A 23,068-nucleotide genomic window follows, 5' to 3' on the forward strand; every position below is an offset into this window, starting at 1 on the left:
CGCCCGGTCAAGCCGAACCCGGTCAGCGCGTCAGCAGCCACGTGACGAGGACCAGCAGCACCAGGATGACCAGCACCAACGTCACCCGTGAGCGGGGCATGCCGCCGCTCATGACCTGTTGCTCTTCGCGCAAGCGCTCATCGGTGGTCGGCGTCCTCGTCGTGGTGGCGCACCCGGTGCAGCAACCGGATCCCGTTGCCCAGCGCACCGTCGAGCACAACGGCCATCCCATAGGCCAGGAGGAGCACCACCGGCATCACCACGGCGGTCTGGGCGACGAACGACAGCCCGGAGAGCCAGAGTTCGACCCCGTCCCACCAATTGAGGAAGCCGCCCACGCCGCCAGCCTAGGCGATGCGAAGATGACCCCGTGCCGGCTGAGGACACCACCTGCATCGTGGTCGGCGGCGGCCCCGCGGGCATCATGCTCGGGCTCCTGCTCGCCCGCGCCGGAGTCGACGTCACGGTGATGGAGAAGCACGCCGACTTCCTGCGCGACTTCCGCGGCGACACCGTGCACGCCAGCACGCTGCGGATGCTCGACGAGCTAGGCCTGACCGACCGGTTCGCCGACGTGCCGCATCGCGAGATCGACACCCTGGTGATGACGGTGCAGGGTACCGAGGTCACCATGGACCTGCGCCGAATCCCGGGCCCGCACAAGCACATTGCGCTGGTTCCGCAATGGGATTTCCTGGAACTGCTGGCCTCGGCCGCCGAGAAGGAGCCGACGTTCACGCTGTTGCGCAGCACCGAGGTGCTGGGCCCGGTACTCGGCGCGGGCGGTCGAGTGGCCGGCGTGCGCTACCGCGGCGCCGACGGCGAGGAACGCCAGATGCGCGCCGCACTGACCGTCGCCTGCGACGGCCGCTCCTCGACGCTGCGCACCGCGATGGGAATGCGGCCGAGGAACTTCGGGGCGCCGATGGACGTGTGGTGGTTCCGGCTGCCCCGCAACCCCGACGACCCGCACGGCCTGGCCGGTGTACTCGGGGCGGGGCAGGCACAGATCGTCATCGACCGCGGTGACTACTTCCAGTGCGCCTACGTCATCCCCAAGGGCCGCGACCGTGAGCTGCGCGCGCAGGGCATCGCGTCGCTGCACCGCGGGGTCGTGGCGCTGGTGCCGTGGCTGGCCGATCACGTCACCGCCGTCACCTCCTTCGACGACGTCAAGCTGCTCGACGTCCAGCTCAACCGGTTGCGGCGCTGGTACGCCGACGGTCTGCTGCTGATCGGCGACGCCGCCCACGCGATGTCGCCGGTGGGTGGGGTCGGGATCAACCTCGCCGTCGCCGACGCGGTCGCGGCCGGCCGGGTGCTCGCGGGCCCCCTGCGCTCCGGCACCGTCTCGACCCGCCACCTGGCCCGCATCCAGGCCCGGCGGTGGCTGCCCGCGGTCCTCATCCAGTCCGTCCAGCGACTGATCCACCGCTACGTCATCGCGGTGGCGGTGACGTCGACCGGACCCGCGGCGGCACCGCGGGTCGTGCGGATGGCGTCGAAGGTGCCGTTCCTGCGCACCGTGGCGGGGTACGGGGTCGCTATCGGACCTCTTCCCGAACACATTCCGGCGTTTGCCCGCCGCTGATCACAGACCCGCGTCAACACGCGGCGACGAGTGGACGCCGGGCACGTCGGCAGTCGATGATGTCGGCATGGTTCTGCAACAGACCGGGCCGTCGGATGCCTCTTCGGAGACCGATAACGGGCTCAAACGCGCGCCCGCCGTCTCGTCGAGCACCCCGCTGACGGTGACGGCGCCGACGCCCTACGCGCCGACCGGGGCGTTGCGGAACCCCTTTCCGCCGATCGCCGACTACGGGTTTCTGTCCGACTGCGAGAACACGTGCCTGATCTCCTCGGCCGGCTCGATCGAGTGGCTGTGTGTGCCCCGACCGGACTCCCCCAGCGTCTTCGGCGCGATCCTCGACCGCAGCGCCGGCCACTTCCGGCTCGGCCCGTACGGGGTTTCCGTGCCCGCCGCCCGCCGCTACCTACCCGGCAGCCTGATCCTCGAGACCACGTGGCAGACCCACACCGGCTGGCTGATCGTGCGCGAGGCGCTGGTGATGGGTCCGTGGCACGACCTCGAGGCTCGCTCGCGCACGCATCGCCGCACGCCGATGGACTGGGACGCCGAGCACATTCTGCTGCGCACCGTGCGTTGTGTGAGCGGCACCGTCGAACTGGTGATGAACTGCGAGCCTGCCTTCGACTACCACCGCACCGCGGCGACGTGGGAGTACTCGGCCCAGGCGTACGGCGAGGCGATCGCGCGCGCCAGCCGCGACCCCGACGCGCACCCGACGCTGCGGCTCACCACGAACCTGCGGCTGGGCCTGGAGGGCCACGAGGCGCGGGCCCGCACGCGGATGAAGGAGGGCGACAACGCGTTCGTCGCGCTGTCGTGGTCCAAGCACCCGGCGCCGCAGACCTACGACGAGGCGGCCGACAAGATGTGGCAGACCAGCGAGTGCTGGCGCCAGTGGATCAACATCGGCGACTTCCCCGACCACCCGTGGCGGGCCTATCTGCAGCGCAGCGCGTTGACGCTCAAGGGGCTGACGTACTCGCCGACCGGTGCGCTGCTGGCCGCGCCGACCACGTCGTTGCCGGAAACCCCTCAGGGCGAGCGCAACTGGGACTACCGCTACGCCTGGGTCCGTGACTCGACGTTCGCGCTGTGGGGTCTCTACACGCTGGGCCTGGACCGCGAGGCCGACGATTTCTTCGCGTTCATCGCCGACGTGTCGGGTGCGAACAACGGTGAGCGCCATCCGCTTCAGGTGATGTACGCCGTCGGCGGCGAACGCACGCTGGACGAGGAGGAGCTGCACCACCTGTCCGGCTACGACGGCGCGCGCCCGGTGCGCATCGGCAACGGCGCGTACGACCAGATGCAGCACGACATCTGGGGCACGATGCTGGATTCGGTGTACCTGCACGCGAAGTCGCGCGAGCATATCTCCGACACGCTGTGGCCGGTGCTCAAACAACAGGTCGAGGAGGCGATCAAGCACTGGAAGGAGCCCGACCGCGGCATCTGGGAGGTGCGCGGTGAGCCGCAGCACTTCACCTCCAGCAAGATCATGTGCTGGGTGGCGCTGGACCGCGGGTCCAAGCTGGCCGAACTGCAGGGCGAGAAGAGCTATGCCCAGCAGTGGCGGGCCATCGCCGAGGAGATCAAGGCCGACGTGCTCAAGCACGGTGTGGACGCGCGCGGGGTGATGACCCAGCGCTACGACGACGACGCGCTGGACGCCTCGCTGCTGCTGGCGGTGCTGACCCGGTTCCTGCCGCCCGACGACCCGCGGGTGCGGGCCACCGTGCTGGCGATCGCCGACGAGCTGACCGAGGAAGGGCTGGTGCTGCGGTACCGGGTCGAGGAGACCGACGACGGCCTGTCCGGCGAGGAGGGCACGTTCACGATCTGCTCGTTCTGGCTGGTCTCCGCGCTCGTCGAGATCGGCGAGATCCACCGGGCCAAGCATCTGTGCGAGCGGCTGCTGTCGTTCGCCAGCCCGCTGCACCTGTACGCCGAGGAGATCGAGCCGCGCACCGGCAGGCATCTGGGCAACTTCCCGCAGGCATTCACCCACCTGGCGCTGATCAACGCGGTGGTGCACGTGATCCGCGCCGAGGAGGAAGCCGATAGCTCCGGGGTGTTCGTGCCCGCCAACGCCCCGATGTAGCCCTGGCGCGAGCTGGGCCAGGCGCGGTTGTGCGGTGTCTTGCGCACCCCGCGGCGCGTCGCGAATGAAACCGCACAGCCCGCTCGGGATTGAGGCTTCCCATCTCGTTATTCACGAATTACATTGAATTGGTGATTATGGACCCCGCGGTGAAGCGGGACTTCAAGAACCGGCTGTACGCGGAATTCGCCCGAATCGGCAAGGCGCTGGGCAGCGCTCCCCGTCTGGAGATCCTCGAGGTTCTGGCGCAGGGTGAACGCAGCGTGGAGTCCGTGGCGGCCGAAACCGGACTGTCGGTCGCCAACGCGTCGCGCCACCTTCAGCAGTTGCGGCAGGCACAGCTGGTGCACACCCGACGCGAGGGACTGTTCGTGCATTACCGGCTCGCCGGGCCTGAGGTGCTCGCGCTCATGCTGGCGCTGCGGCACACCGCCGAACAGCACCTCGCCGAGGTGGACCGCGTCGTGCGTGACTTCCTCGGCGACCGCGACGGTTTCGAACCCGTGACGCCCGACGAGCTGGCCCGGCGCCTGGCCGACGACGACGTCGTGCTGCTCGATGTCCGTCCGGCGCAGGAGTACTCGGCCGGACACATCGCCGGAGCGCGTTCCATGCCGGTGTCCGACCTTGAAGCCCGACTCCCCGAGCTTCGGCCCGACAAGGAGTACATCGCGTACTGCCGAGGGCCCTACTGTGTCTACGCCGACGAGGCGGTGGCGTTGTTGCGCGCTAACGGCCTTCCAGCACAACGGCTTTCCGAGGGATTCCCGGAATGGAGGCTTGCGGGTCGCCCGGTCCGCACGGCGTCGTAGGAGGACACCATGAAGCGCTCACTCACCATCGGCTACGGAGCCGTGTGCTATGTCGTATTCCTCGTGACCTTCCTGTACGCGATCGGCTTCGTCGGCAACGTCGTGGTGCCGCGCAGCATCGATCACGGCGTACAGGCGTCACTGGGTGAGGCCATCGTCGTCAACGTGCTGCTGCTCGGGCTGTTCGCCGTGCAGCACAGCGTGATGGCGCGGCCGGGGTTCAAGCGGTGGTGGACGCGGTTGGTGCCGGCGACGGTCGAGCGCAGCACCTATGTCCTGATCGCGAGCCTGGCGCTGGTCCTGCTCTACTGGCAGTGGCGCACCATGCCGGCGATCGTCTGGGACGTCGCCTGGCCGCCGGGGCGGTTCCTGCTGTGGACCTTGTTCGCGGTGGGCTGGCTGACCGTTCTGGCGTCGACGTTCATGATCAACCACTTCGACCTGTTCGGGCTGCGCCAGGTGTATCTGGCGTGGCGCGGCCAACCGTACACCGATCTGGAGTTCCGCACGTCGATGCTGTATCGCACTGTGCGCCACCCGATCATGGTGGGGTTCATCGTCGCGTTCTGGGCCACGCCCACCATGACCGCGGGCCATTTGCTCTTCGCCACCGCGACGACGGGCTACATCCTCGTCGCGATCCAGCTCGAGGAACACGACCTGACCGCCGCACTCGGCGACGACTACCGCCGGTACCGCAGCCGGACCGGAATGCTGATCCCCGGCCTGCACCGGCACGGCGGCGATTCGGCACCCGACACCACCGCGCGCCCGGCATGATCCGGCAGGACACCGCGATGAGGGCATCCGGCGTCGACCTGCTGCCGATCGTCGACGAGGGCCTCGGCAACTCGGCATACCTCGTCGACCTCGGTGACGGCCGCGCGCTGGCCGTCGACGTCAGCCGCGACCTGCGGGCGGTCCATGCCGCCGCGGCCGAGCGGGGCTTGTCGGTGGCCTTCGCCGCCGACACTCACCTGCATGCCGACTTCCTCTCCGGCGCACGGCAACTCGCCGCGAATCAGGGAACGCAGGTGCTGGCGTCGGCGGCAGGTCACCGCGAGTTCGCGCACACCGGGCTGGACGACGGTGACGAGGTCGACCTCGGTGGTCTGCGACTTCGTGCGCTGCTGACACCCGGCCACACCCACGAGCACATGGCGTTCCTGCTGCTCGACGGCGACCGCGAGGTCGGCGTCTTCTCGGGCGGCTCGCTGATCGTGGGCTCGGCGGCGCGCACGGACCTGGTCTCAGAGGAGCGGACCGACGAGCTCACCCGCGCGCAGTACGCGTCGTTGCGACGGCTGGCCGAGCTGCCCGGCGAGGTCGGCGTGTGGCCGACCCACGGCGCGGGATCGTTATGCTCGGCGCCGCCGGGGACGGACCGGACGAGCGCCATCGCCCGCGAACTCGCCACCAACCCGCTACTGGCCGCACCGGACGAGAATACGTTCGTCGAAAGGCTTCTCGGATCGCTGGGCAGCTATCCGCCGTACTTCCGCAGGCTGGGTGAGCTCAACCGGATCGGCCCGCCGCTGCTCGACGGCGAGCCGGTGCCGGCCGCACTGGACGTCGGCGAGGTGTCCGCCAGGTTGGCCGACGGCGCCGTGCTGGTCGATGCCCGACCGCTGGACCGGTTCGCGGCAGGCCATGTGCGCGGGGCGATCTCGATCCCCCTGCGGCCGGTCTTCGCCAGCTGGCTCGGGTGGCTGGCGCCGAATGACCGGCCACTGATCATCGTGCGCGACGACGACCAGGACCCGGCCGAGATCGCTTGGCAGGCGGCCAAGATCGGCTACGACACCATCGTCGGCGAACTGCGCGGCGGCATGACCGCCTGGCTGGCGGCGGGCCACGACGCCGCGAGCATCCCGCTCATACGACCGGGCGACATCGACGGTCGCCGCGTTCTCGACATCCGGCAGCAGTCGGAATTCGACAGCGGCCACCTGCCCGGCGCCCTGCACATCGAGCTCGGCGATGTCGGGGACCGGGCCGCCGATGTCCCCGACCGGCCCACGGTGGTGATGTGCGGCCACGGCGAACGCGCGATGGGCGCGGCGAGCCTGCTGGAGGCCGCAGGGCATCGCGACCTGGTGGTGCTCGACGGCGGACCCGGCGACTGGGCCGAGGCCACCGGCAGCCGACTCGAGACAGGGTCATGACGGTCAAGCCCCATCCGGCGCGGCTCGGGTTGCGCGCCAACCTCTTTCAGTTCTCCCTCCTCGTGGCCGTCAACGCCCTTGTCGGCGGCATGGTGGGCCAGGAACAGACGGTGTTGCCACTGCTGGCCGAGCGACACTTCCACCTGACCGGCTACACGTTCCTGCTCACCTATGTGCTCGCGTTCGGGATCACCAAAGCCGCGGCGAACTACTTCGCGGGCACGTGGTCGGACCGCTTCGGTCGCAAACCCGTCCTGGTGGCGGGCTGGTTGCTCGCGATCCCGGTACCGCTGCTGCTGATCTGGGCGCCGTCCTGGGGGTGGGTCGTCGCCGCCAACGTGCTGCTCGGACTCAGTCAGGGGCTCACCTGGTCGACGACCGTGGTGATGAAGATCGACCTCGTCGGTCCGCGCCAGCGCGGCCTGGCGATGGGTTTCAACGAAGCCGCCGGGTACGGCGCCGTCGCGGTGACCGCCGTGCTCGCCGGATATCTCGCCGCCCACTACGGATTGCGGCCCGCACCGTTTCTGCTCGGTCTGTGCTACGCGGTGATCGGGCTCGCCGTCAGCGCGGTGCTGGTGCACGAGACGCGCGGTCACGCCCGCCTAGAGGCCGACCTGCACCACGAGAGCGCAGGCGCCCACACGACGAACCGCGAGATCTTCGCCCTCACCACCTTCACCGAGCCCGCGCTGTCGTCGGCGAGCCAGGCCGGCCTGGTCAACAACCTCAACTTCGGGCTGTCATGGGGCCTGTTCCCGATCCTGTTCGCCAGCACCGGCATGTCGATCGAGCGCATCGGCATCCTCGTCGCGGTGTATCCCGCCGTGTGGGGCGTCGGTCAGATCCTCACCGGTGCGCTGTCGGACCGCTGGGGCCGCAAGCATCTGATCACCGCGGGCATGCTCACCCAGGCGGGCGCGCTGGGGCTGATCGCGAGCGTCGACACCTTCACCTGGTGGATCGTCGCCGGCGCACTACTCGGCGCGGGCACGGCCATGGTCTATCCCACGCTGCTGGCCGCGGTCGGCGATGTCGCCCATCCGCTGTGGCGGGCCCGCGCCGTCGGGGTCTATCGACTCTGGCGGGACAGCGGCTATGCCGCCGGGGCGATCGTCGGAGGCGGTGCGGCGGACCTGTGGGGTCTGCGGGCCGCGGTGTGGGTCGCCGCGGGCATCACCGTCGTCTCGGGACTCGTGGTGGCGGTGCGGATGTACGAGACGCACCGGGTTTGAATGCGACGTAGCGATAGGACGACGGGTTTGTTGCGACTTTGCGTCTAGTCGCGCCGAAATCTTCTCGGTTGGGCATTCGGCGCGCACCATGGCCGTCATGAGCTATCGCCCCGAAGCCGACACCTCGCGGCGCGTGATCGACGTCGCCACCGGCATTCTGGTGGGACTGCGCGGCTGCACCCAGCGCGAGGCCTTCGACGAACTCGTGCGGGTGGTCAACCAGACCGGTGTCGGGATCGGCAGCATCGCCGCGGGGCTCGTCGCACTGGCCAGCGGTCAGGCGTGTGCAGCCCACGCCGAAGCGTTCACCGTGTGGGGTGAGCTGGTCGGGCGCCGGGAGCTGAGTCCCGCGTAGCGGGGCCTACTCGGCCGCGTTGGCCACCATGTCGGTGGCGATCGTGGCCGCCTCGTCGCCGATGCCGTACCCGCACGCCCACGCCTCGACGGTCAGGTTGGACACCACCGACAGCGCGTGCTGGCAGGCCCAGCCGTCGGCGTCCTGCTGCGTGGTGACCTGGGTGATCAACGTGTCCTCGGTGATCACGTCGTCCAGGTCCCACAGATACGACAAGCCCGAATCATCCACGGCCACCGTCGAGTTCGCGCAGTTTTCCCATGCCGATGCCGACTCGTCGAAGAACTTGCTGGCCTTCTCGGCCGACGGGTACAACACCGCGGTCTGCTCCACCCAGTGGTTGTTGTCCTCGTCGGGCTCGCGCGCCACCTGATCGCGCACGTCAGTCCATCCGCTGCCCGCGTACACCGGCTCCTCGGCGCCGTAGATGGCACCGAGGCAGTCGCTGTCGGACACCTGGTCGGAGTGGTCGGTCATCTCCTCGAGCTCACTGGTGACCGTCATCGTGGTGGAGCCCATGATGCCGTTGAGCTCGCCGATCGACAGCAACACATCGTCGAGCTTCGAGGCGGACAGCGGCGGCACGTCCTGCCGGCCTCCGCCCTGCCCGCGCACCGCCGTCCCCGCGACCGTGCTCACACAGCCGGAGAGCAGTACCGATGCCGCCAAGACGACGCCCGCCGCGCAGGCCCGGGCCGTCGTACCGATGTAGGTCACCGCGTTATTGTGACCGACGTATGGCAAATACGTGCGGCGGCCGTCAATTCCGTCCCCGCCGTCACGAGACCCCCATCTTCTGCAGCATCAGGTTCGCGACCGCGACCGCATCGCTCGCGCCCGGTGCGCTGGTTCCCGCGACGTCGGAGATCTCCACGTCGACAATGCAGTCCGAGGCGATCCCGAGCGCCCGCTGGATCGTCGACCCCGCGTCGTGCATCACCACCGCCGAGACGATCCTGTCCTCGACTCCCACGTCGCTGATCCGGCTCGCGCCCTGCGTGCCGCGGTCGGGCTGGGTCAGCACCAGCGTCTGGCCGTTGCACCGGTGCCACTTGTCGGCCGAGGCGCCGAAGAAGGCTTGCGCGGCGGCGGGGTCACCGAATTGCACGACGCCGAAAAACCCCGTCGCCGACGGCCCGTCGGCGTCGCCGCCCGCCCACGACTGGCTGGCCACCGACCGCACCGGACTGGCCTCGTACACCACCTTCTGCAGTTGGTAGCGGGTGCTCACGCAGTCGACGGGGGTCGCCTCGGCCTCGCGCACCCCCTGCAGCAGCATGTCGGGACCGCCCTCGACGAGTTGGCCCATGAACCCGCTGGCGCCCAGCATGCTCGCCAACTCGTCGGCGGTCGGCATGGCCAGGGTCAGCGCACGGTCCGGTGTCGGCTGGACGGCCTCGGCGACCTGCACGGCCGGCGCCGGGGCGGACGGGGCCGAGCAGCCGGCGAGCATCGCGGCTGCGCCCACCGCCGCCATCGCCATCGCCGCCGAGCGCATCATCGTCAGGGGGGCCGGCTACTTCTTGGCCTTGTCGGCGGACGAATCGGTGGACAGCGCCGCGACGAACGCCTCCTGCGGCACCTCGACCCGGCCGATGGTCTTCATCCGCTTCTTGCCTTCCTTCTGCTTCTCGAGCAGCTTGCGCTTGCGCGTGATGTCGCCGCCGTAGCACTTCGATAGCACGTCTTTGCGGATCGCGCGGATGTTTTCGCGAGCAATGATCTTCGAACCGATGGCCGCCTGCACCGGAACCTCGAACTGCTGGCGCGGAATCAGCTCCTTGAGCTTGGTCGTCATCTTGTTGCCGTAGGCGTACGCCGACTCCTGGTGAACGATCGCACTGAACGCGTCGACCGGCTCGCCCTGCAGCAGGATGTCGACCTTGACGAGCTCGGCCTCCTGCTCGCCGGCCTCCTCGTAGTCCAGGCTGGCGTAGCCGCGGGTACGCGACTTCAGCGCGTCGAAGAAGTCGAAGATGATCTCGCCCAGCGGCATCGTGTACCGCAGCTCCACCCGCTCGGGAGAGAGGTAGTCCATGCCGCCGAGCTCGCCGCGCCGCGACTGGCACAGCTCCATGATGGTGCCGATGAATTCGCTGGGCGCGATGATCGTGGTCTTCACCACCGGCTCGTAGACCGTGCGGATCTTGCCGTCCGGCCAGTCCGACGGGTTGGTGACGACGAGCCCTGGATCATCGGGCGCCGTCCCCTCGGTTATCACGCGGTAGACGACGTTCGGCGAGGTGGAGATCAGGTCGAGGTTGAACTCGCGCTCGAGGCGCTCGCGGGTGATCTCCATGTGCAGCAGGCCGAGAAAGCCGCTGCGGAAACCGAATCCCAGCGCCACCGAGGTCTCCGGCTCGTAGGTCAGCGCGGCGTCGTTGAGCTGCAGTTTGTCCAGCGCCTCGCGCAGGTCCGGGTAGTCGGAGCCGTCGACGGGATACAACCCCGAGTAGACCATCGGCCGCGGCTCACGGTAGCCGGTCAGCGGATTCTCGGCGCCGTTGCGCGCGCTGGTAACGGTGTCGCCGACCTTGCTCTGGCGCACATCCTTCACACCGGTGATGAGGTAGCCGACCTCGCCGACGCCGAGCCCGTCGGAGGGTTTCGGCTCCGGCGAGACGATGCCGACCTCGAGCAGTTCGTGGGTGGCGCCGGTGGACATCATCTTGATGCGCTCGCGCGGGACGATCTTGCCGTCGACGACCCGGACGTAGGTCACCACGCCGCGGTAGGTGTCGTAGACCGAGTCGAAGATCATCGCCCTGGCCGGGGCGTCGGCGTCGCCGACCGGCGGCGGCACCTCCCGGACCACGTGGTCGAGCAGTTCGCGCACGCCGGCACCGGTCTTGCCCGAGACGCGCAGCACGTCTTCGGGTTCGCAGCCGATGATGTGGGCGATCTCGGCGGCGTAGCGGTCCGGATCGGCCGCGGGCAGGTCGATCTTGTTGAGCACCGGGATGATGTGCAGGTCGCGGTCCAGCGCCAGGTACAGGTTGGCCAGCGTCTGCGCCTCGATGCCCTGGGCGGCGTCGACCAGCAGCACCGCACCCTCGCACGCTTCGAGCGCCCGCGAGACCTCATAGGTGAAGTCGACGTGGCCCGGGGTGTCGATCAGGTGCAGCACGTACTCGGTGTCGTCGACCTTCCACGGCAGCCGGACGTTCTGCGCCTTGATCGTGATCCCACGTTCCCGCTCGATGTCCATCCGGTCCAGGTACTGCGCACGCATATCGCGGTCGGCGACCACCCCGGTGAGTTGCAGCATCCGGTCGGCCAACGTCGACTTGCCGTGGTCGATGTGGGCGATGATGCAGAAGTTCCGGATCTGCGCCGGCGCCGTGAAGGTCTTGTCGGCGAAAGTGCTGATGGGAATCTCCTGGTGGGACGGTCCGGGTGAATTACCAGCGTATCCAGGTGAGGCCGCGCGCACACAATCGCGCCGGAGCGGGCCTCGTTATGCTCGAGTCATGGCTCCGCCATGGAAGACATTCCAGAAGTTCGCGGAGAATTTGGTGTTCAACGAGGCGCCGAAGTTCATCCGTCAGATCGGCCAGTCCGAAACCGTGCAACGCGGCATTCAGCAGGGCATCCGGATAGGTATTGACGTGCTCGCGGGTCCGCCGCGGGACGAGGTACCCGCCATCACCGCGGGCCGGCCGGTCAGCCGCAACTTCGTGCCGACGGCGCACCGCGCGCGCAAGCTGGTGTACGCACCCGACCTCGACGGCCGCGCCGACCCCGGCGAGATCGTCTGGACCTGGGTGGTCTACGAGGACGACCCGACCCGAGGCAAGGACCGCCCGGTGCTCGTCGTCGGCCGCGACCGCTCCACGCTGCTCGGCCTCATGCTGTCCAGCCAGGACCATCACCGCGACGACCCCGACTGGGTCGCGATCGGCAGCGGCGGCTGGGACTACGAGAGCCGGCAGAGCTGGGTGCGCCTGGACCGGGTGCTCGATGTCCCCGAGGAGGGCATCCGCCGCGAAGGCGCGATCCTCGAGCGCGATAAGTTCGAGATCATCGCCACCCGCCTGCGCACCCACTACTCCTGGAGCTAGCCGGTCGGATTGCGTAAGCGTGCGTCAGCGCGGGTCGCGCCACATCGGCCACATGCTCGGCCCGCCGTCGGGCAGCGTGATCTCGCCGATCACTTCGAACCCGAAGCGCAGGTAGTACGCCTCGTTGCGCGGGTTGCTGTTCTCGAGGTAGGCCGGAACGCGCTCGGCGTCGCAGCGGTCGAGGCGCGAGCGCATAAGGGCCTGCCCGAACCCCGCGCCGCGCACCGACGGGTCGCTGCCTATCAGCATCAGATACCAGTGCGGCTCTTCGGGATGGCTCTTCTCCATGAGTTCCTGTACCTGCGCAAGCTCGGAGACGCGGGAGCGGAACGACCACATCATCACCGGCATGCTGAGCAGCTCCTCCACCCGCGATGCCTTGCGCTGACCCGGCGGATCCCACAGCGTCGCCCCGCCGATGGCGTTGGCACGCTGCGCCACCTCGGATCCTCCGCGCGGCAGGAAGTGCAGCCGCGCCAGCCCGGTGAACGCCCTGGTCAGCGCCTTCAAGCGGGTGCGGTCGTCGGGCAACATCCACGACGTGACGGGGTCCTCGTAGAAGGCGCGCGCCAGCACCGTGCCGATCCGGCGGGCGGCGCGTTGCCTCGCAGGCGCGACCTCGACGTCAGCCACGGGTGATGTAGGCCTGCAACTGCTCCTGCTGGGTCTCGAGCTCTTCCATCCGAGTCTTGACCACGTCGCCGATGCTGACGATGCCGCACAGCCTGCCGTTCTCCACCACCGGCACATGCCGCACCCGGTTGGTGGTCATCAACGCGCTGAGGCTGTCCACGGAATCCCCGGGGGCGCACGTCGCGACCAGCGTGGTCATGATCTCCGACACCGGTTGGGTGAGCAGGTCGGCGCCCCGGCGGTGCAGTGCCCGCACGACGTCGCGCTCCGAGACGATGCCGACCAGTCCGTCGGGTGAGACCACGATCATTGCGCCGATGTTGTGCACCGTCAGTTCGGTCAGCAGCCCCGCGACCGAGGTTTCCGGCGTGATCGTGGCGACCGCCGCGCCCTTGTTCCGCAACACGTCCGCGATACGCATCTCCGCCTCCGCTCGTGATGTCCCTCACACCAGGCTAGGTCGCCGGAGTGTCGGGTGAAAGCACTTTGGCCGGGTCCGCACGCGGCGAGTCGCGTCGCCCGGCGTCCCCGCCTGGGCGCGGGTTCCCTCCCCGGGCGGTCCGGCACATCGGATCGGCGGTCGGGCAAGGCTTTCCGCGCAGCCGGCCGCGAATAGCGCCCGCGAGCACCGCCCGCCGGGTATACCTGGGCCATGATCGAGGTCACCTTGCTGGGCACCGGTAGCCCTGTCCCCGACGCGCATCGCGCCGGTCCGTCGACGTTGGTGCGCGCGGGCGGCCAGACGTTTCTCATCGACTGCGGCCGTGGCGTTCAACAACGCATGACCGCCGCGGGTGTGGGCGCCAATGCGCTGACGGCCCTGCTGCTGACGCATCTGCACAGCGACCACATCGCCGACCTGGGCGACCTGCTCATCACCAGGTGGATCACCACCTTCCGACCCGATCCGGCACCCCTGCCGATCATCGGTCCGCCGGGCACCGCCGAGGTGGTCGACGCCACGCTGAAGGCGTTCGGCCACGACATCGGCTACCGGATCGCGCACCACGCCGATCTCACCGCCCCGCCGTCGGTTCAGGTGGAGGAGGTCACCGACGGTGTGGTGTGGGGCAGCGACGGCGTGCGGATCAGGGTCGCGCCCACCGACCATCGGCCCGTCGCGCCGACGATCGGCTTCCGCATCGAGCACGCCGACGCCTCGGTGGTGCTGGCCGGCGACACGGTGCCGTGCGAGAGCCTCGACGAACTCGCTACCGGCGCAGGCGGGTTGGTGCACACCGTCATTCGCAAGGACCTCGTCGACTTGTTGCCCCAGCAGCGCATCCGCGACATCTGCGACTACCACTCGTCGGTCGAGCAGGCCGCCGCCACCGCGGCGCGAGCGGGTGTCGGCATCCTGATCCTCACGCACTACGTGCCCGCGATCGCGCCCGGCCAGGAGGATGAGTGGCGGGCGTTGGCGGCCAAACACTTCGACCGGCAGATCGAGCTCGGCGACGACCTGCACCGCGTCGAGATCCACCCCGGCGTGTGTCACGCTTCCTGACTCGGTTGCCGACCGTGATGTTGTGTGCGAGTTCTCGCCAATTCCTCGAGCGGTAATTCACCTTCGGCGGACGGGGACCTACGCCAGGCGGGTGATCTCGACGACGACGTCCAGGTCGGTCGAGCCCTCGCCGGAGTAGATCCCCTTGAGGGGGCTGACGTCGGAATAGTCGCGGCCGACGCCGACGCTGACGTACTGCTCGTTGATCGCGGCGTCGTTGGTGGGGTCGTAGTTCCACCAGCCGCCCGTCCACGCCTGCACCCAGGCGTGGCTCTGACCGTCGATCGTCTCGCCGACGACGGCCTTGCCGTTCGGGTGCAGATACCCCGACACGTAGCGAGCGGGAATCCCCATGGCGCGCAGCAGGATCAAGCTCAGGTGCGCGAAATCCTGGCATACGCCCTTGCCTTCGCGCAGCGCGTCGAGGCCCGACGAGTGCACACCGGTGGTGCCCGCGACATACTCCAGTTCGCTGTGCACCCAGCGCGCCGCGGCGGTGACGGCCTCCCGCGGCGCGTGGTCTTTCATGAGGCGCTGCCCCACCCGCCGGATGCGCTTGCTGTCGGGGGTGTAGTGCGTCGGCGAGAGCACCTCGTCGAAGCGGTCGATGACCGCCTCGGAGGCCAGGTCGTCCCAGCTGACCCGGTCGTCGGGCAACTGGCCCGAGTCGGTCTCCACCACCGACGACGACGTCACCTCCAGTTCGGTGTGGGGGGCGTGCAGGTCGAAGGCCGTGACGGCGGTGCCCCAGTAGTCGACGTAGCGGTACGACCGCGTCGCAGGCACGGTCTCCACGCGGTTGAGGATGACGTTCTGCCGCGAGTCCGACCGCGGCGTCAGCCGCGCCTCGTTGAACGACGCGGTCACCGGCGACTTGTACGCATACCCCGTCGAGTGCACCACCCGCAACCGCCACATCAGCTGTTGCTCTTCGCGCAAGCGCTCATCGGTCAGATCTCGCCTTCCTCGATCACCAGCGCCCCGTTGTGCCCGGCGTCATGCCACGCCACCCACGGCGCAGAGTGGAAGTACTGCAGCGCCAACGCTTCTCCGACATCCGAACAGGTCTTCTGCAGACCGGCCAGCCGCTGTTCGAGCGACTCGAGCAGGACACCGGGCCGCAGGAACTCCAGCTCGCTGCGGGCCCGGCCGAGCAGCCGCTGCGCCTCGGCGGTGGCGCCGAGGCGGTTTTGCGGGCGGTTGATCAATTCGTCGAGGCTGTGCTCGGCCAGCCGCAGCGAATAGAAGATCGAGCGCGGGAACAGCCGGTCCAGCAGCATGAACTCGACGACGCGGCCGGCGTCGAGCACGCCGCGGTAGGTGCGCAGGTAGGTGTCGTGCGCACCGGCCGAACGCAGCAACGTCACCCAGGCCGGCGACGACGCGCTGTCCCCGACCCGCGACAGCAGCAGCCGGACCGTCATGTCGACGCGCTCAATCGCCCGGCCGAGCACCATGAACCGGTAGCCGTCGTCGCGCGAGAGCGTCGAGTCGGCCAGTCCGGCGAACATCGCCGCGCGGCCCTCGACGAATGACAGGAACTCGTGGGGGCCGAGCCGCTTGGCGGCCCGCTCCCGTTCGGCCAGCCCGTTGTAGGTGGTGTTGAGACATTCCCAGATCTCGGTGGAGGTCACTTCCCGTGCACCGCGGGCGTTTTCGCGGGCCGCCGAGATCGCGTCGACGATCGAGCCCTCGGTGCCCCGACTGAACGCGACGATGTCGGTCAGCGACCAGACGTCGAGCGGCTCGTCGGGCGGGTCGATGCCCAGCACCCGCAGCAGCGTGCGCGACGCCTGGTCGGGGTCGACGCTGGAGTCCTCGAGCAGCTGATGCACGGTCACGTCGAGGATGCGCGCGGTGTCGTCGGCACGTTCGACGTAGCGGCCGAGCCAGTACAGCGATTCAGCGTTGCGGGCCAACATGTCTCATCACCGCCTACTGCTGCTGCTGTTGGTCTTGCGACTGGCCGTCGGCGTTCTCCGGTTTGGACCCCCGAGCCGATTTCGGCAGCGAGCGAACCACTTCGGCGGCGCCGAGCTCGCGGTCGGCATCCGAGGCGCGCGACGCCAGCACCCAGGTGTCCTTCGACCCGCCGCCCTGGCTGGAGTTGACCACCAGGGAGCCCTCGGGCAGCGCGACGCGCGTCAGCCCGCCGGGCAGCACCCAGACGTCGTCGCCGTCGTTGACCGCGAACGGGCGCAGGTCGACGTGGCGCGGTACCAGCTGGTCGCCGATCTGGGTCGGCACCGTGGAGAGCTGCATGACCGGCTGGGCGATCCAGCCCCGCGGATCGCTGCGGATCTTCTTGCCGATCGCGGCGAGTTCCTTGTCCGAGGCGTCCGGGCCGAACACGATGCCGTAGCCGCCGGAGCCCTCGACGGGTTTGATGACGAGCTCGTCGATGCGGTCGAGCACCTCTTCGCGTTCGTCGTCGAGCCAACAGCGGAAGGTGTCGACGTTGGCCAGCAGTGGCTTCTCGCCGAGGTAGTACTCGATGATCGTCGGGACGTAGGTGTAGACCAGCTTGTCGTCGCCGACGCCGTTGCCGACCGCGCTGGAGATGACGACGTTGCCCGCACGCGCGGCGTTGAGCAGGCCCGCCACCCCCAGCACCGAGTCCGGCCGGAACTGCATCGGGTCGAGGAACGTGTCGTCGATCCGGCGGTAGATGACGTCGACCTGGCGTTCGCCCTCTGTGGTGCGCATGTAGACGGCGTTGTCGCGGCAGAACAGGTCGCGGCCCTCGACCAGCTCGACGCCCATCTGGCGGGCCAGCAGCGAGTGCTCGAAGTACGCCGAGTTGTAGACGCCCGGGGTGAGCACGACGACGGTCGGGTCGGCGACGTTGTTGGCCGCGGCGTTGCGCAGGGCCCGCAACAGATGCGACGAGTAGTCCCCGACGGCGCGCACCCGGTGGGTGGCGAACAGGTTGGGCACCACGCGCGCCATGGTGCGGCGGTTCTCCATCACGTAGGACACCCCGGACGGGGAGCGCAGGTTGTCCTCGAGCACGCGGAAGTCGCCCTTGGCGTCGCGGATCAGGTCGATGCCGGCGACGTGGATGCGCACGCCGTTCGGCGGGATGATGCCGAACGCCTCGCGGTGGAAGTGCTCGCAGGAGGTGACCAGGCGCCGCGGGATCACCCCGTCGCGCAGGATCTCCTGTTCGCCGTAGATGTCGTCGAGATAGAGCTCGAGCGCCTTGACCCGCTGGATGATGCCGCGTTCGAGGCGGGTCCACTCCGCCGCGGAGATGACGCGCGGCACCAGGTCGAGGGGGAACGGCCGCTCCTGACCGGACAGCGAGAACGTGATGCCCTGATCGATGAACGCCCGGCCCAGCGCCTCCGCGCGGGCCGCCAGCTCGGAGGCGTCCGAGGGGGCCAGCTCGGCGTGGAGGCCCTTGTAGGGTCCGCGCACGTTGCCTTGACCGTCGAACATCTCGTCGAAGGCTTCGGCGTAGCTGCCGAGGTCGCCGTAGCCGGCGAAGACGCCCTCGTACCGATTGGCCGCCTTGGCCGTGCCGCGCGACGGTCGCGCGGTCTGCGTCGGCACGGCGGGGTCGGCTCCTCGCGGGCGCGGGGCCACATTCGCTCCGCCGGTGCGCGGCATCGTTTCTGCCCCTCGCGTGCGCGGTGTTCGCAGGCTCACCCCTGCCATGCTGCATCACATCATGCATTTCGGCAGGCCAGCAGCCCTCGCTTTGGGGGATGGTCGGCCCCGCTGGTACCCTGAACAGTCGCTGCCCGTCGCCGGGCCATACAGACTTACCCACTCCGAACGAGACTTACGAAGGAACACGCGCGTGGCCAACATCAAGTCGCAGGAAAAGCGCATCAAGACCAACGAGCGCCGCCGACTGCGCAACAAGTCGGTGAAGTCCTCGCTTCACACGGCGGTCCGCGGATTCCGGGAAGCCGTCGAGTCCGGCGACAAGGAAAAGGCCAGCGAGCTGCTGGCAGCGACCAGCCGCAAGCTCGACAAGGCCGCCAGCAAGGGCGTCATCCACAAGAACCAGGCCGCCAACCGCAAGTCGGCCCTCGCCCAGGCGCTCAACAGGCTCTGATCGCTCGTCCGCTCAGTCCTCTACGAGCTCCGCGACCTTCCTGACGGTCGCCTCCAGCGCGTAGTCCGCGTCCGCGGCCGCGCCCTTCACGTCCGCGTTCAGCGCGGCGACCAAGCGCAGCGCCTCGGCGACCGAGGTGCGTGACCACCGCCGCGCCTGCTTCTGCGCCTTCTGCACCCGCCACGGCGGCATGCCGAGCTCGGAAGCCAGCCGGTACGGATCGCCCGACAGCGGCGCGACCCGGGCGATGGTGTGCACCGCCTCGGCGAGCGCATCGGCCAGCACGACGTGCGGCTCGCCGCGCAGCATCGCCCACCGCAGCGCCTCCGCGGCGCCCGCGACGTCGCCGACGACGGCCTTGTCCGCGATGTCGAACCCCTTCACCTCGGCCTTGCCGGAGTGGTAGCGGCGTACGGCCGCGGCGTCGACCACACCGTCGGTGTCGGCGGCCAATTGCGAACACGCCGATGCCAACTCGCGGATGTCCGAACCGACCGCGTCCAGCACGGCGGTGACCGTCTCGTCGCCGACCTTGATCTTCAGCGCGCGGAACTCGCGGCGGACGAAGTCCGCCCGCTCGGCGGCCTTGGTGATCCGTGCGCACGGATGCACCTCGGCGCCAAGCTTTTTGAGCTGGTCTGCCAGCGCCTTGGCACGCCCGCCGCCGGAGTGCACCACCACGAGCATGGTGCCCGGCGGCAGGTCGGCGGCGGCTTCGGCGATCAGCGCGACGGCGTCCTTGCCGGCCTCGGCGGCGGCCTCCAGCACCACGACGCGTTCGTCGGCGAACAGCGACGGGCTGAGCAACTCGGCCAGCTCACTGGTGCTGACCTCGCCGGCGCGCAGCCGGTCGACCGGCACATCCGCGGTGCCCGCCTGTTTGCGCGCCGCACGCAGCACCGCCGCCACGGCGCGTTCGACCAGCAACTCCTCATCCCCGAGCACCAGATGCAGGCGCGATTCGTGGCTCACCCCACGATCGTGTCACGCCCGCCCGACAGGCCCGACACCGTCCATGCCAGCAGACACAGCGCGACGCCGTACGTCGCGACCCGCACCCACCGCGACCGCCACGCCAGCACCGCCGACACTCCGGCAGCGGCCATGGTGAACACGCCGAGCACTCCGGAGGGCACCGGTATCGACGCGCCGGGCACACCCGCCGCCCAGCGCGCCACCCGCAGTAGCCACCACAATTCGGGCCCGGTGAAGCGGATCAGCAGCTCGGCCCCCGCCGGCCAGATCGGGCCCAGCGCGGCCGCGGCGGTGCCGACCACGGTGATCGGCGGAATCACCACGGCCGCAGCGATATTGGCGCCAATCGAGACGACGCTGAACCTACCCGACATTCCGGCGATCAGCGGTGCGGTGACCAGTTGCGCCGCGACGGCGACACTGACGGCGTCGGCCGCCGGCTTGGGCCATCCGCGTCCGACGAGGCGCCGCGACCACACGGGCGCCAGGATTATCAGCGCGGCGGTCGCCGACACCGACAACGCGAAGCCGAGATCAACGGCGAGTTCCGGCGACGCGATGAGCAGCACCAGCACGCTGGCCGCCAACGCCGGGATCGCCTGACGGCGCCGATGCGACAAGACGGCCAGCAACGTGACCGCACCCATCACGGCGGCGCGCAGCACGCTCGCGGTGGGCTGTACCACGACCACGAATGCCGTCAGCGCGACCGCCGCGAGGCAGACCGCGGCCCGCGGGCCGACAAGAACCGCGGACAACAGCACTGCACCGCACACGATCGTGACGTTGGCCCCCGATACCGCGGTCAGGTGAGTCAGCCCGGACGCCCGGAACTCCGCCGTCGTCTGCGCAGACAGTGCCGACGTGTCCCCGAGCACCAGCGCAGGCAACATCGCCGCCTGGTCGGGGGGTAACGCCCGCCGCGCAGCGTCGGCGAAACCCGCGCGGGCACCGTGCGCGGCGCGGTGGATGGCGGCCGCCTCGCCGATGGTCGGTTTCCCGACGACGGAGAGCACCGCCACGGTCAGGTCGCGCCGGTTGGGCCGCCCGATCCGCGCACGAACCGCCACCGGCGTGCCGGCCGGCAACGCGGCTACGGCGGCGCCGGAGGCGAACACCACCACCCGACCCGACATCGGCTGTCCGTCGGCCTGCACCAGCGAGCCGCGAAACATCGTGCGGTTACCGCCGACGGCGCGCGGGGTCTCGCTCGGTGTGACCACGACGGCGGCGACCGTGCCGTAGCGCATGGCCAGCGGATGGTGCCGTAACTCGTCCACCCGCAGTCCGACCGCGACGCCGAATGCCGCCGCGACCACACCGACCGCGGCGACGCCTGCACCGACGGCGCGCCTGTCGACCTCACCGCGGCGGGCACTACCCCACCACCCCGCCGCGAGCGAAGCCGCGACCGCGACGACACCCGTAACCACCGATCCGCTTGTCGCCCAGATTATTCCGGCCGCCGTCACCGCCCAACCGGTCACCGCGGCCGGTACCAGTCGAAGATCGAGCGGTGTCGCGGCGGCGTCGGCCACCGACGTCACACATGGACCAGGTTGCGCAGCTTCTCCAGCCGCGCCGGCCCGATGCCGTCCACATCGCCGAGTTGCTCGACGCTGGTGAACTGCCCGTTGGCGTCGCGCCACGCCACGATGGCGGCGGCGGTCACCGGGCCGATCCCCGGGAGCGTGTCGAGTTCGTCGACGGTGGCGGTGTTGAGGTTGACCAGCCCGGCCGGCGCCGCGTCACCACCGGTGCTCGCGGGTGCCTGAGGCGGTGAGGCCGCTGCGGTACCGCCGCTGACCGAGCTGCCCATCGTGACCGGCTCACCGGGCGGTGCGGCGATCCCCACCACGACCTGCTCGCCGTCGGCCACCCGCCGTGCCATGTTGAGGCCCACCAGGTCCGCGCCGTCCAGCGGCCCACCGGCGGCCTCCAGCGCGTCGGCGATCCGCGCGCCGGCGTCGAGTGTGACCAGTCCCGGTTCGTGCACCAGGCCGACGACGCTGACCACCACGGGCGCATCGGCCGCGGCGGGTGTCGGGCTGGACGATGAAACCATCTGCACCGGAGGCAACTTCGCCGATGCCACCGCGGGCGTTTTGTCTCGCACGAGTGCGAACACCGTCACCAGCACGGCGACGACACCCACCACGGCCAGCGCCACGACGCCGGCCCGTCCGGGATCGGCCCGCACCGAAGAGAACCAACCGGTCGCATCGCCGGATTTCGATTCGGGCAGCCAACGTGTCAGGGCGGTATCGGCATGCCGGACGTCGTCGTCGGTGTCGGGTTCGGCCTCGGGTTCGGTGCCCAATCGGCGGTGAAGGCGCTGGGCCGCGAGTTCGGTTCGCATGTCCGAAACGTAGGCCGGGGTGCCGACCTCCGGACCCGGTGAGCCGGCCGCGCGACGCGCCCTGTGGATGAAATCAGCGTTGTGCATAACGCTGGTGTCTACGATCCTTGCTGTGGATCGTCGAGTGCCGATGGTCGCCGCCATCGCGTTCGCGGTGCTCTACACCGTTGCGCTGACGACGGTTCCCACCCTCCCCGGCATCGACAAGGCCGGTTACGACATCGTCACCCATGTCAACGAGCATTCCGGCGCCATGCGGGCACAGGCACTGCTGGTGACGTTCGGTTCGCTCGCGCTGGTGGTGGTGCTGAGCCATGCGCGTGACCGGTTGGCCGGGCCGTATGCGTTCATGTTCACCATCGGCGCCGCCGTCGTGCTGGTCCAGATCAGCATCGCGACGTGGTTCACCGCCGGAATCGCTTTGCATCCCGGCGAACTGGGCTCGGCCACCGCGCGCACCGTCGCCGATGTGGTAGCGATGTTCGGGCCGGTGCTCACCGTGGCCAACATCATGGTCGCGGCGCCGATCCTATTGGCCGCCAACGACGGCCGTCTTCCTCGCTGGCTCGGCATCGTCGCCGCGGTTTTCGCCGTCGAGCAGCTGATCGAGACGATCACGATCATCGGTCCACCGGCCAGCTTCGTCTCGCCGGGCGGGCCGATGAATTTCTACCTCGGCGGGCCGCTGATGATCCTGTTCTTCCTCGCACTCGGCGTCGCGCTGTCCGTCGAGACCGACCCCGTCGCAGGTCCGATCGCGGCGGACGGCGAGTCGGACGGCGACGGCTCGGACGTCGAAGCGGTCGAACCCGACGCCGCCGACGGGCGCGCCGACGACTGAGTCCCGCCGTCGTCCTCCTCGGTGTCGGCGTCGGCGCCTGCTGATCCGATCGGCTGCTCACCGGCCTCCGGCGAATCCATGCCCCCGTTGCTGGGCGTGTCCGAATCGGCGCTGAGGCGTTGCCGATCCGCGCCGCTCGCCACCGCAGAATGCGTCTCTTCGCCGGCTAGCACCACCGGTCGGCTCGGCGCCGCCGGGAAGGGATCGGCGAGCGAACCGCCGATGTTGGTCACCGCGGTGTCGACCGCGTCACGGACGATGCCGCCCGCGACGCCGATCGTTTCGGCGGCCCGGGACGCGCCCGCCGTCAGCGACGCGGCGGGGTCACCCGACCGGGCGAGCTCCCGCGCAGCGGCATCCGCCG

Annotated in this window: 22 protein-coding genes and 1 pseudogene; 11 read left to right on the forward strand and 12 right to left on the reverse strand. The window is 69.6% G+C overall.

What is annotated here, in order from left to right; translation table 11 throughout:
- Positions 1-137: 137 nt before the first annotated feature.
- Entirely contained in the window at positions 138-338 is a 201-nt protein-coding gene (locus ABGB19_RS23060) for a hypothetical protein (RefSeq protein WP_347688314.1), read from the reverse strand.
- Between the two features lie 32 nt (positions 339-370).
- Between ABGB19_RS23060 and ABGB19_RS23065 the strand changes: the two genes are divergently transcribed.
- From ABGB19_RS23065 to ABGB19_RS23095, 7 genes are all read left to right on the forward strand, one after another.
- Complete coding sequence (locus tag ABGB19_RS23065; protein WP_347688315.1) at positions 371-1,591, forward strand: FAD-dependent oxidoreductase; 1,221 nt, start codon at positions 371-373, stop codon at positions 1,589-1,591.
- Between the two features lie 67 nt (positions 1,592-1,658).
- Complete coding sequence (locus ABGB19_RS23070; protein ID WP_347688316.1) at positions 1,659-3,695, forward strand: glycoside hydrolase family 15 protein; 2,037 nt, start codon at positions 1,659-1,661, stop codon at positions 3,693-3,695.
- 137 nt (positions 3,696-3,832) lie between these two features.
- Complete coding sequence (locus tag ABGB19_RS23075) at positions 3,833-4,507, forward strand: metalloregulator ArsR/SmtB family transcription factor (RefSeq protein WP_347688391.1); 675 nt, start codon at positions 3,833-3,835, stop codon at positions 4,505-4,507.
- Positions 4,508-4,516: 9 nt separating this feature from the next.
- Complete coding sequence (gene mddA / locus ABGB19_RS23080) at positions 4,517-5,287, forward strand: methanethiol S-methyltransferase (RefSeq protein ID WP_347688317.1); 771 nt, start codon at positions 4,517-4,519, stop codon at positions 5,285-5,287.
- A gap of 17 nt (positions 5,288-5,304) precedes the next feature.
- Positions 5,305-6,672, forward strand: coding sequence for a rhodanese-like domain-containing protein (locus tag ABGB19_RS23085; protein ID WP_347688318.1), 1,368 nt, complete (start codon positions 5,305-5,307; stop codon positions 6,670-6,672).
- Positions 6,669-7,907 (forward strand): MFS transporter, encoded by a 1,239-nt coding sequence (locus ABGB19_RS23090; protein ID WP_347688319.1) that lies wholly within the window; start codon positions 6,669-6,671, stop codon positions 7,905-7,907. The genes ABGB19_RS23085 and ABGB19_RS23090 overlap by 4 nt, the downstream gene beginning before the upstream one ends.
- Before the next feature lie 97 nt (positions 7,908-8,004).
- On the forward strand, positions 8,005-8,262 hold the full coding sequence (locus ABGB19_RS23095) for an ANTAR domain-containing protein (RefSeq protein WP_347688320.1): 258 nt from the start codon (positions 8,005-8,007) through the stop codon (positions 8,260-8,262).
- Positions 8,263-8,268: 6 nt separating this feature from the next.
- Here ABGB19_RS23095 and ABGB19_RS23100 read toward each other — a convergent pair whose 3' ends face one another.
- The 3 genes and pseudogenes from ABGB19_RS23100 to lepA all read right to left on the reverse strand — a co-directional run bounded on the left by ABGB19_RS23100 (position 8,269) and on the right by lepA (position 11,700).
- A complete protein-coding gene (locus tag ABGB19_RS23100) occupies positions 8,269-8,970 on the reverse strand; it encodes a sensor domain-containing protein (protein ID WP_347688392.1) in 702 nt (233 codons plus the stop codon).
- A 70-nt stretch (positions 8,971-9,040) separates the two neighbouring features.
- On the reverse strand, positions 9,041-9,763 hold the full coding sequence (locus tag ABGB19_RS23105; RefSeq protein ID WP_347688321.1) for a sensor domain-containing protein: 723 nt from the start codon (positions 9,761-9,763) through the stop codon (positions 9,041-9,043).
- A 15-nt stretch (positions 9,764-9,778) separates the two neighbouring features.
- A pseudogene (lepA, locus tag ABGB19_RS23110) lies at positions 9,779-11,700 on the reverse strand (translation elongation factor 4).
- 32 nt (positions 11,701-11,732) lie between these two features.
- On the opposite strand from lepA, the gene ABGB19_RS23115 reads away from it, so the two are divergent.
- The gene (locus ABGB19_RS23115; protein ID WP_347688322.1) at positions 11,733-12,323 is read left to right on the forward strand and encodes a type II toxin-antitoxin system PemK/MazF family toxin; all 591 of its coding nucleotides are present in this window, start codon (positions 11,733-11,735) and stop codon (positions 12,321-12,323) included.
- Between the two features lie 24 nt (positions 12,324-12,347).
- On the opposite strand, the gene ABGB19_RS23120 is transcribed toward ABGB19_RS23115, so the two are convergent.
- Positions 12,348-12,956 (reverse strand): GNAT family N-acetyltransferase, encoded by a 609-nt coding sequence (locus tag ABGB19_RS23120; RefSeq protein ID WP_347688323.1) that lies wholly within the window; start codon positions 12,954-12,956, stop codon positions 12,348-12,350.
- The gene (locus ABGB19_RS23125) at positions 12,949-13,377 is read right to left on the reverse strand and encodes a CBS domain-containing protein (RefSeq protein WP_347688324.1); all 429 of its coding nucleotides are present in this window, start codon (positions 13,375-13,377) and stop codon (positions 12,949-12,951) included. Before ABGB19_RS23125 ends, ABGB19_RS23120 begins: the two co-directional genes overlap by 8 nt.
- A 231-nt stretch (positions 13,378-13,608) precedes the next feature.
- Here ABGB19_RS23125 and ABGB19_RS23130 point away from each other — a divergent pair, with 231 nt between their 5' ends.
- Positions 13,609-14,463 carry a ribonuclease Z gene (locus ABGB19_RS23130; protein WP_347688325.1) on the forward strand — a complete coding sequence of 285 codons (855 nt, stop codon included), beginning with the start codon at positions 13,609-13,611 and terminating at the stop codon, positions 14,461-14,463.
- Positions 14,464-14,541: 78 nt separating this feature from the next.
- On the opposite strand, the gene ABGB19_RS23135 is transcribed toward ABGB19_RS23130, so the two are convergent.
- Genes ABGB19_RS23135 through ABGB19_RS23145 form a run of 3 tightly spaced genes read right to left on the reverse strand, consistent with a single transcriptional unit; the run spans position 14,542 to position 18,075 of the window.
- Entirely contained in the window at positions 14,542-15,381 is an 840-nt protein-coding gene (locus ABGB19_RS23135; RefSeq protein WP_347688393.1) for a transglutaminase family protein, read from the reverse strand.
- Positions 15,382-15,413: 32 nt separating this feature from the next.
- Positions 15,414-16,385, reverse strand: coding sequence for an alpha-E domain-containing protein (locus ABGB19_RS23140; protein WP_347688326.1), 972 nt, complete (start codon positions 16,383-16,385; stop codon positions 15,414-15,416).
- Positions 16,386-16,398: 13 nt separating this feature from the next.
- A complete protein-coding gene (locus tag ABGB19_RS23145) occupies positions 16,399-18,075 on the reverse strand; it encodes a circularly permuted type 2 ATP-grasp protein (RefSeq protein ID WP_347688327.1) in 1,677 nt (558 codons plus the stop codon).
- Positions 18,076-18,268: 193 nt separating this feature from the next.
- Between ABGB19_RS23145 and rpsT the strand changes: the two genes are divergently transcribed.
- The gene (gene rpsT, locus ABGB19_RS23150) at positions 18,269-18,529 is read left to right on the forward strand and encodes a 30S ribosomal protein S20 (protein ID WP_347688328.1); all 261 of its coding nucleotides are present in this window, start codon (positions 18,269-18,271) and stop codon (positions 18,527-18,529) included.
- A 12-nt stretch (positions 18,530-18,541) separates the two neighbouring features.
- On the opposite strand, the gene holA is transcribed toward rpsT, so the two are convergent.
- Genes holA through ABGB19_RS23165 form a run of 3 tightly spaced genes read right to left on the reverse strand, consistent with a single transcriptional unit; the run spans position 18,542 to position 21,863 of the window.
- Entirely contained in the window at positions 18,542-19,483 is a 942-nt protein-coding gene (gene holA, locus ABGB19_RS23155; RefSeq protein ID WP_347688394.1) for a DNA polymerase III subunit delta, read from the reverse strand.
- Between the two features lie 14 nt (positions 19,484-19,497).
- Positions 19,498-21,042: a ComEC/Rec2 family competence protein gene (locus ABGB19_RS23160; protein WP_347688395.1), complete on the reverse strand. Its 1,545-nt coding sequence runs from the start codon at positions 21,040-21,042 to the stop codon at positions 19,498-19,500.
- Positions 21,043-21,047: 5 nt separating this feature from the next.
- Complete coding sequence (locus ABGB19_RS23165) at positions 21,048-21,863, reverse strand: ComEA family DNA-binding protein (RefSeq protein WP_347688329.1); 816 nt, start codon at positions 21,861-21,863, stop codon at positions 21,048-21,050.
- A 112-nt stretch (positions 21,864-21,975) separates the two neighbouring features.
- On the opposite strand from ABGB19_RS23165, the gene ABGB19_RS23170 reads away from it, so the two are divergent.
- Positions 21,976-22,704, forward strand: coding sequence for a hypothetical protein (locus ABGB19_RS23170; RefSeq protein ID WP_347688330.1), 729 nt, complete (start codon positions 21,976-21,978; stop codon positions 22,702-22,704).
- Positions 22,705-23,068 lie beyond the last annotated feature (364 nt).

Origin of the sequence: Mycobacterium sp. B14F4 (genome assembly GCF_039871645.1) — a bacterium.
Taxonomy (GTDB): domain Bacteria; phylum Actinomycetota; class Actinomycetes; order Mycobacteriales; family Mycobacteriaceae; genus Mycobacterium.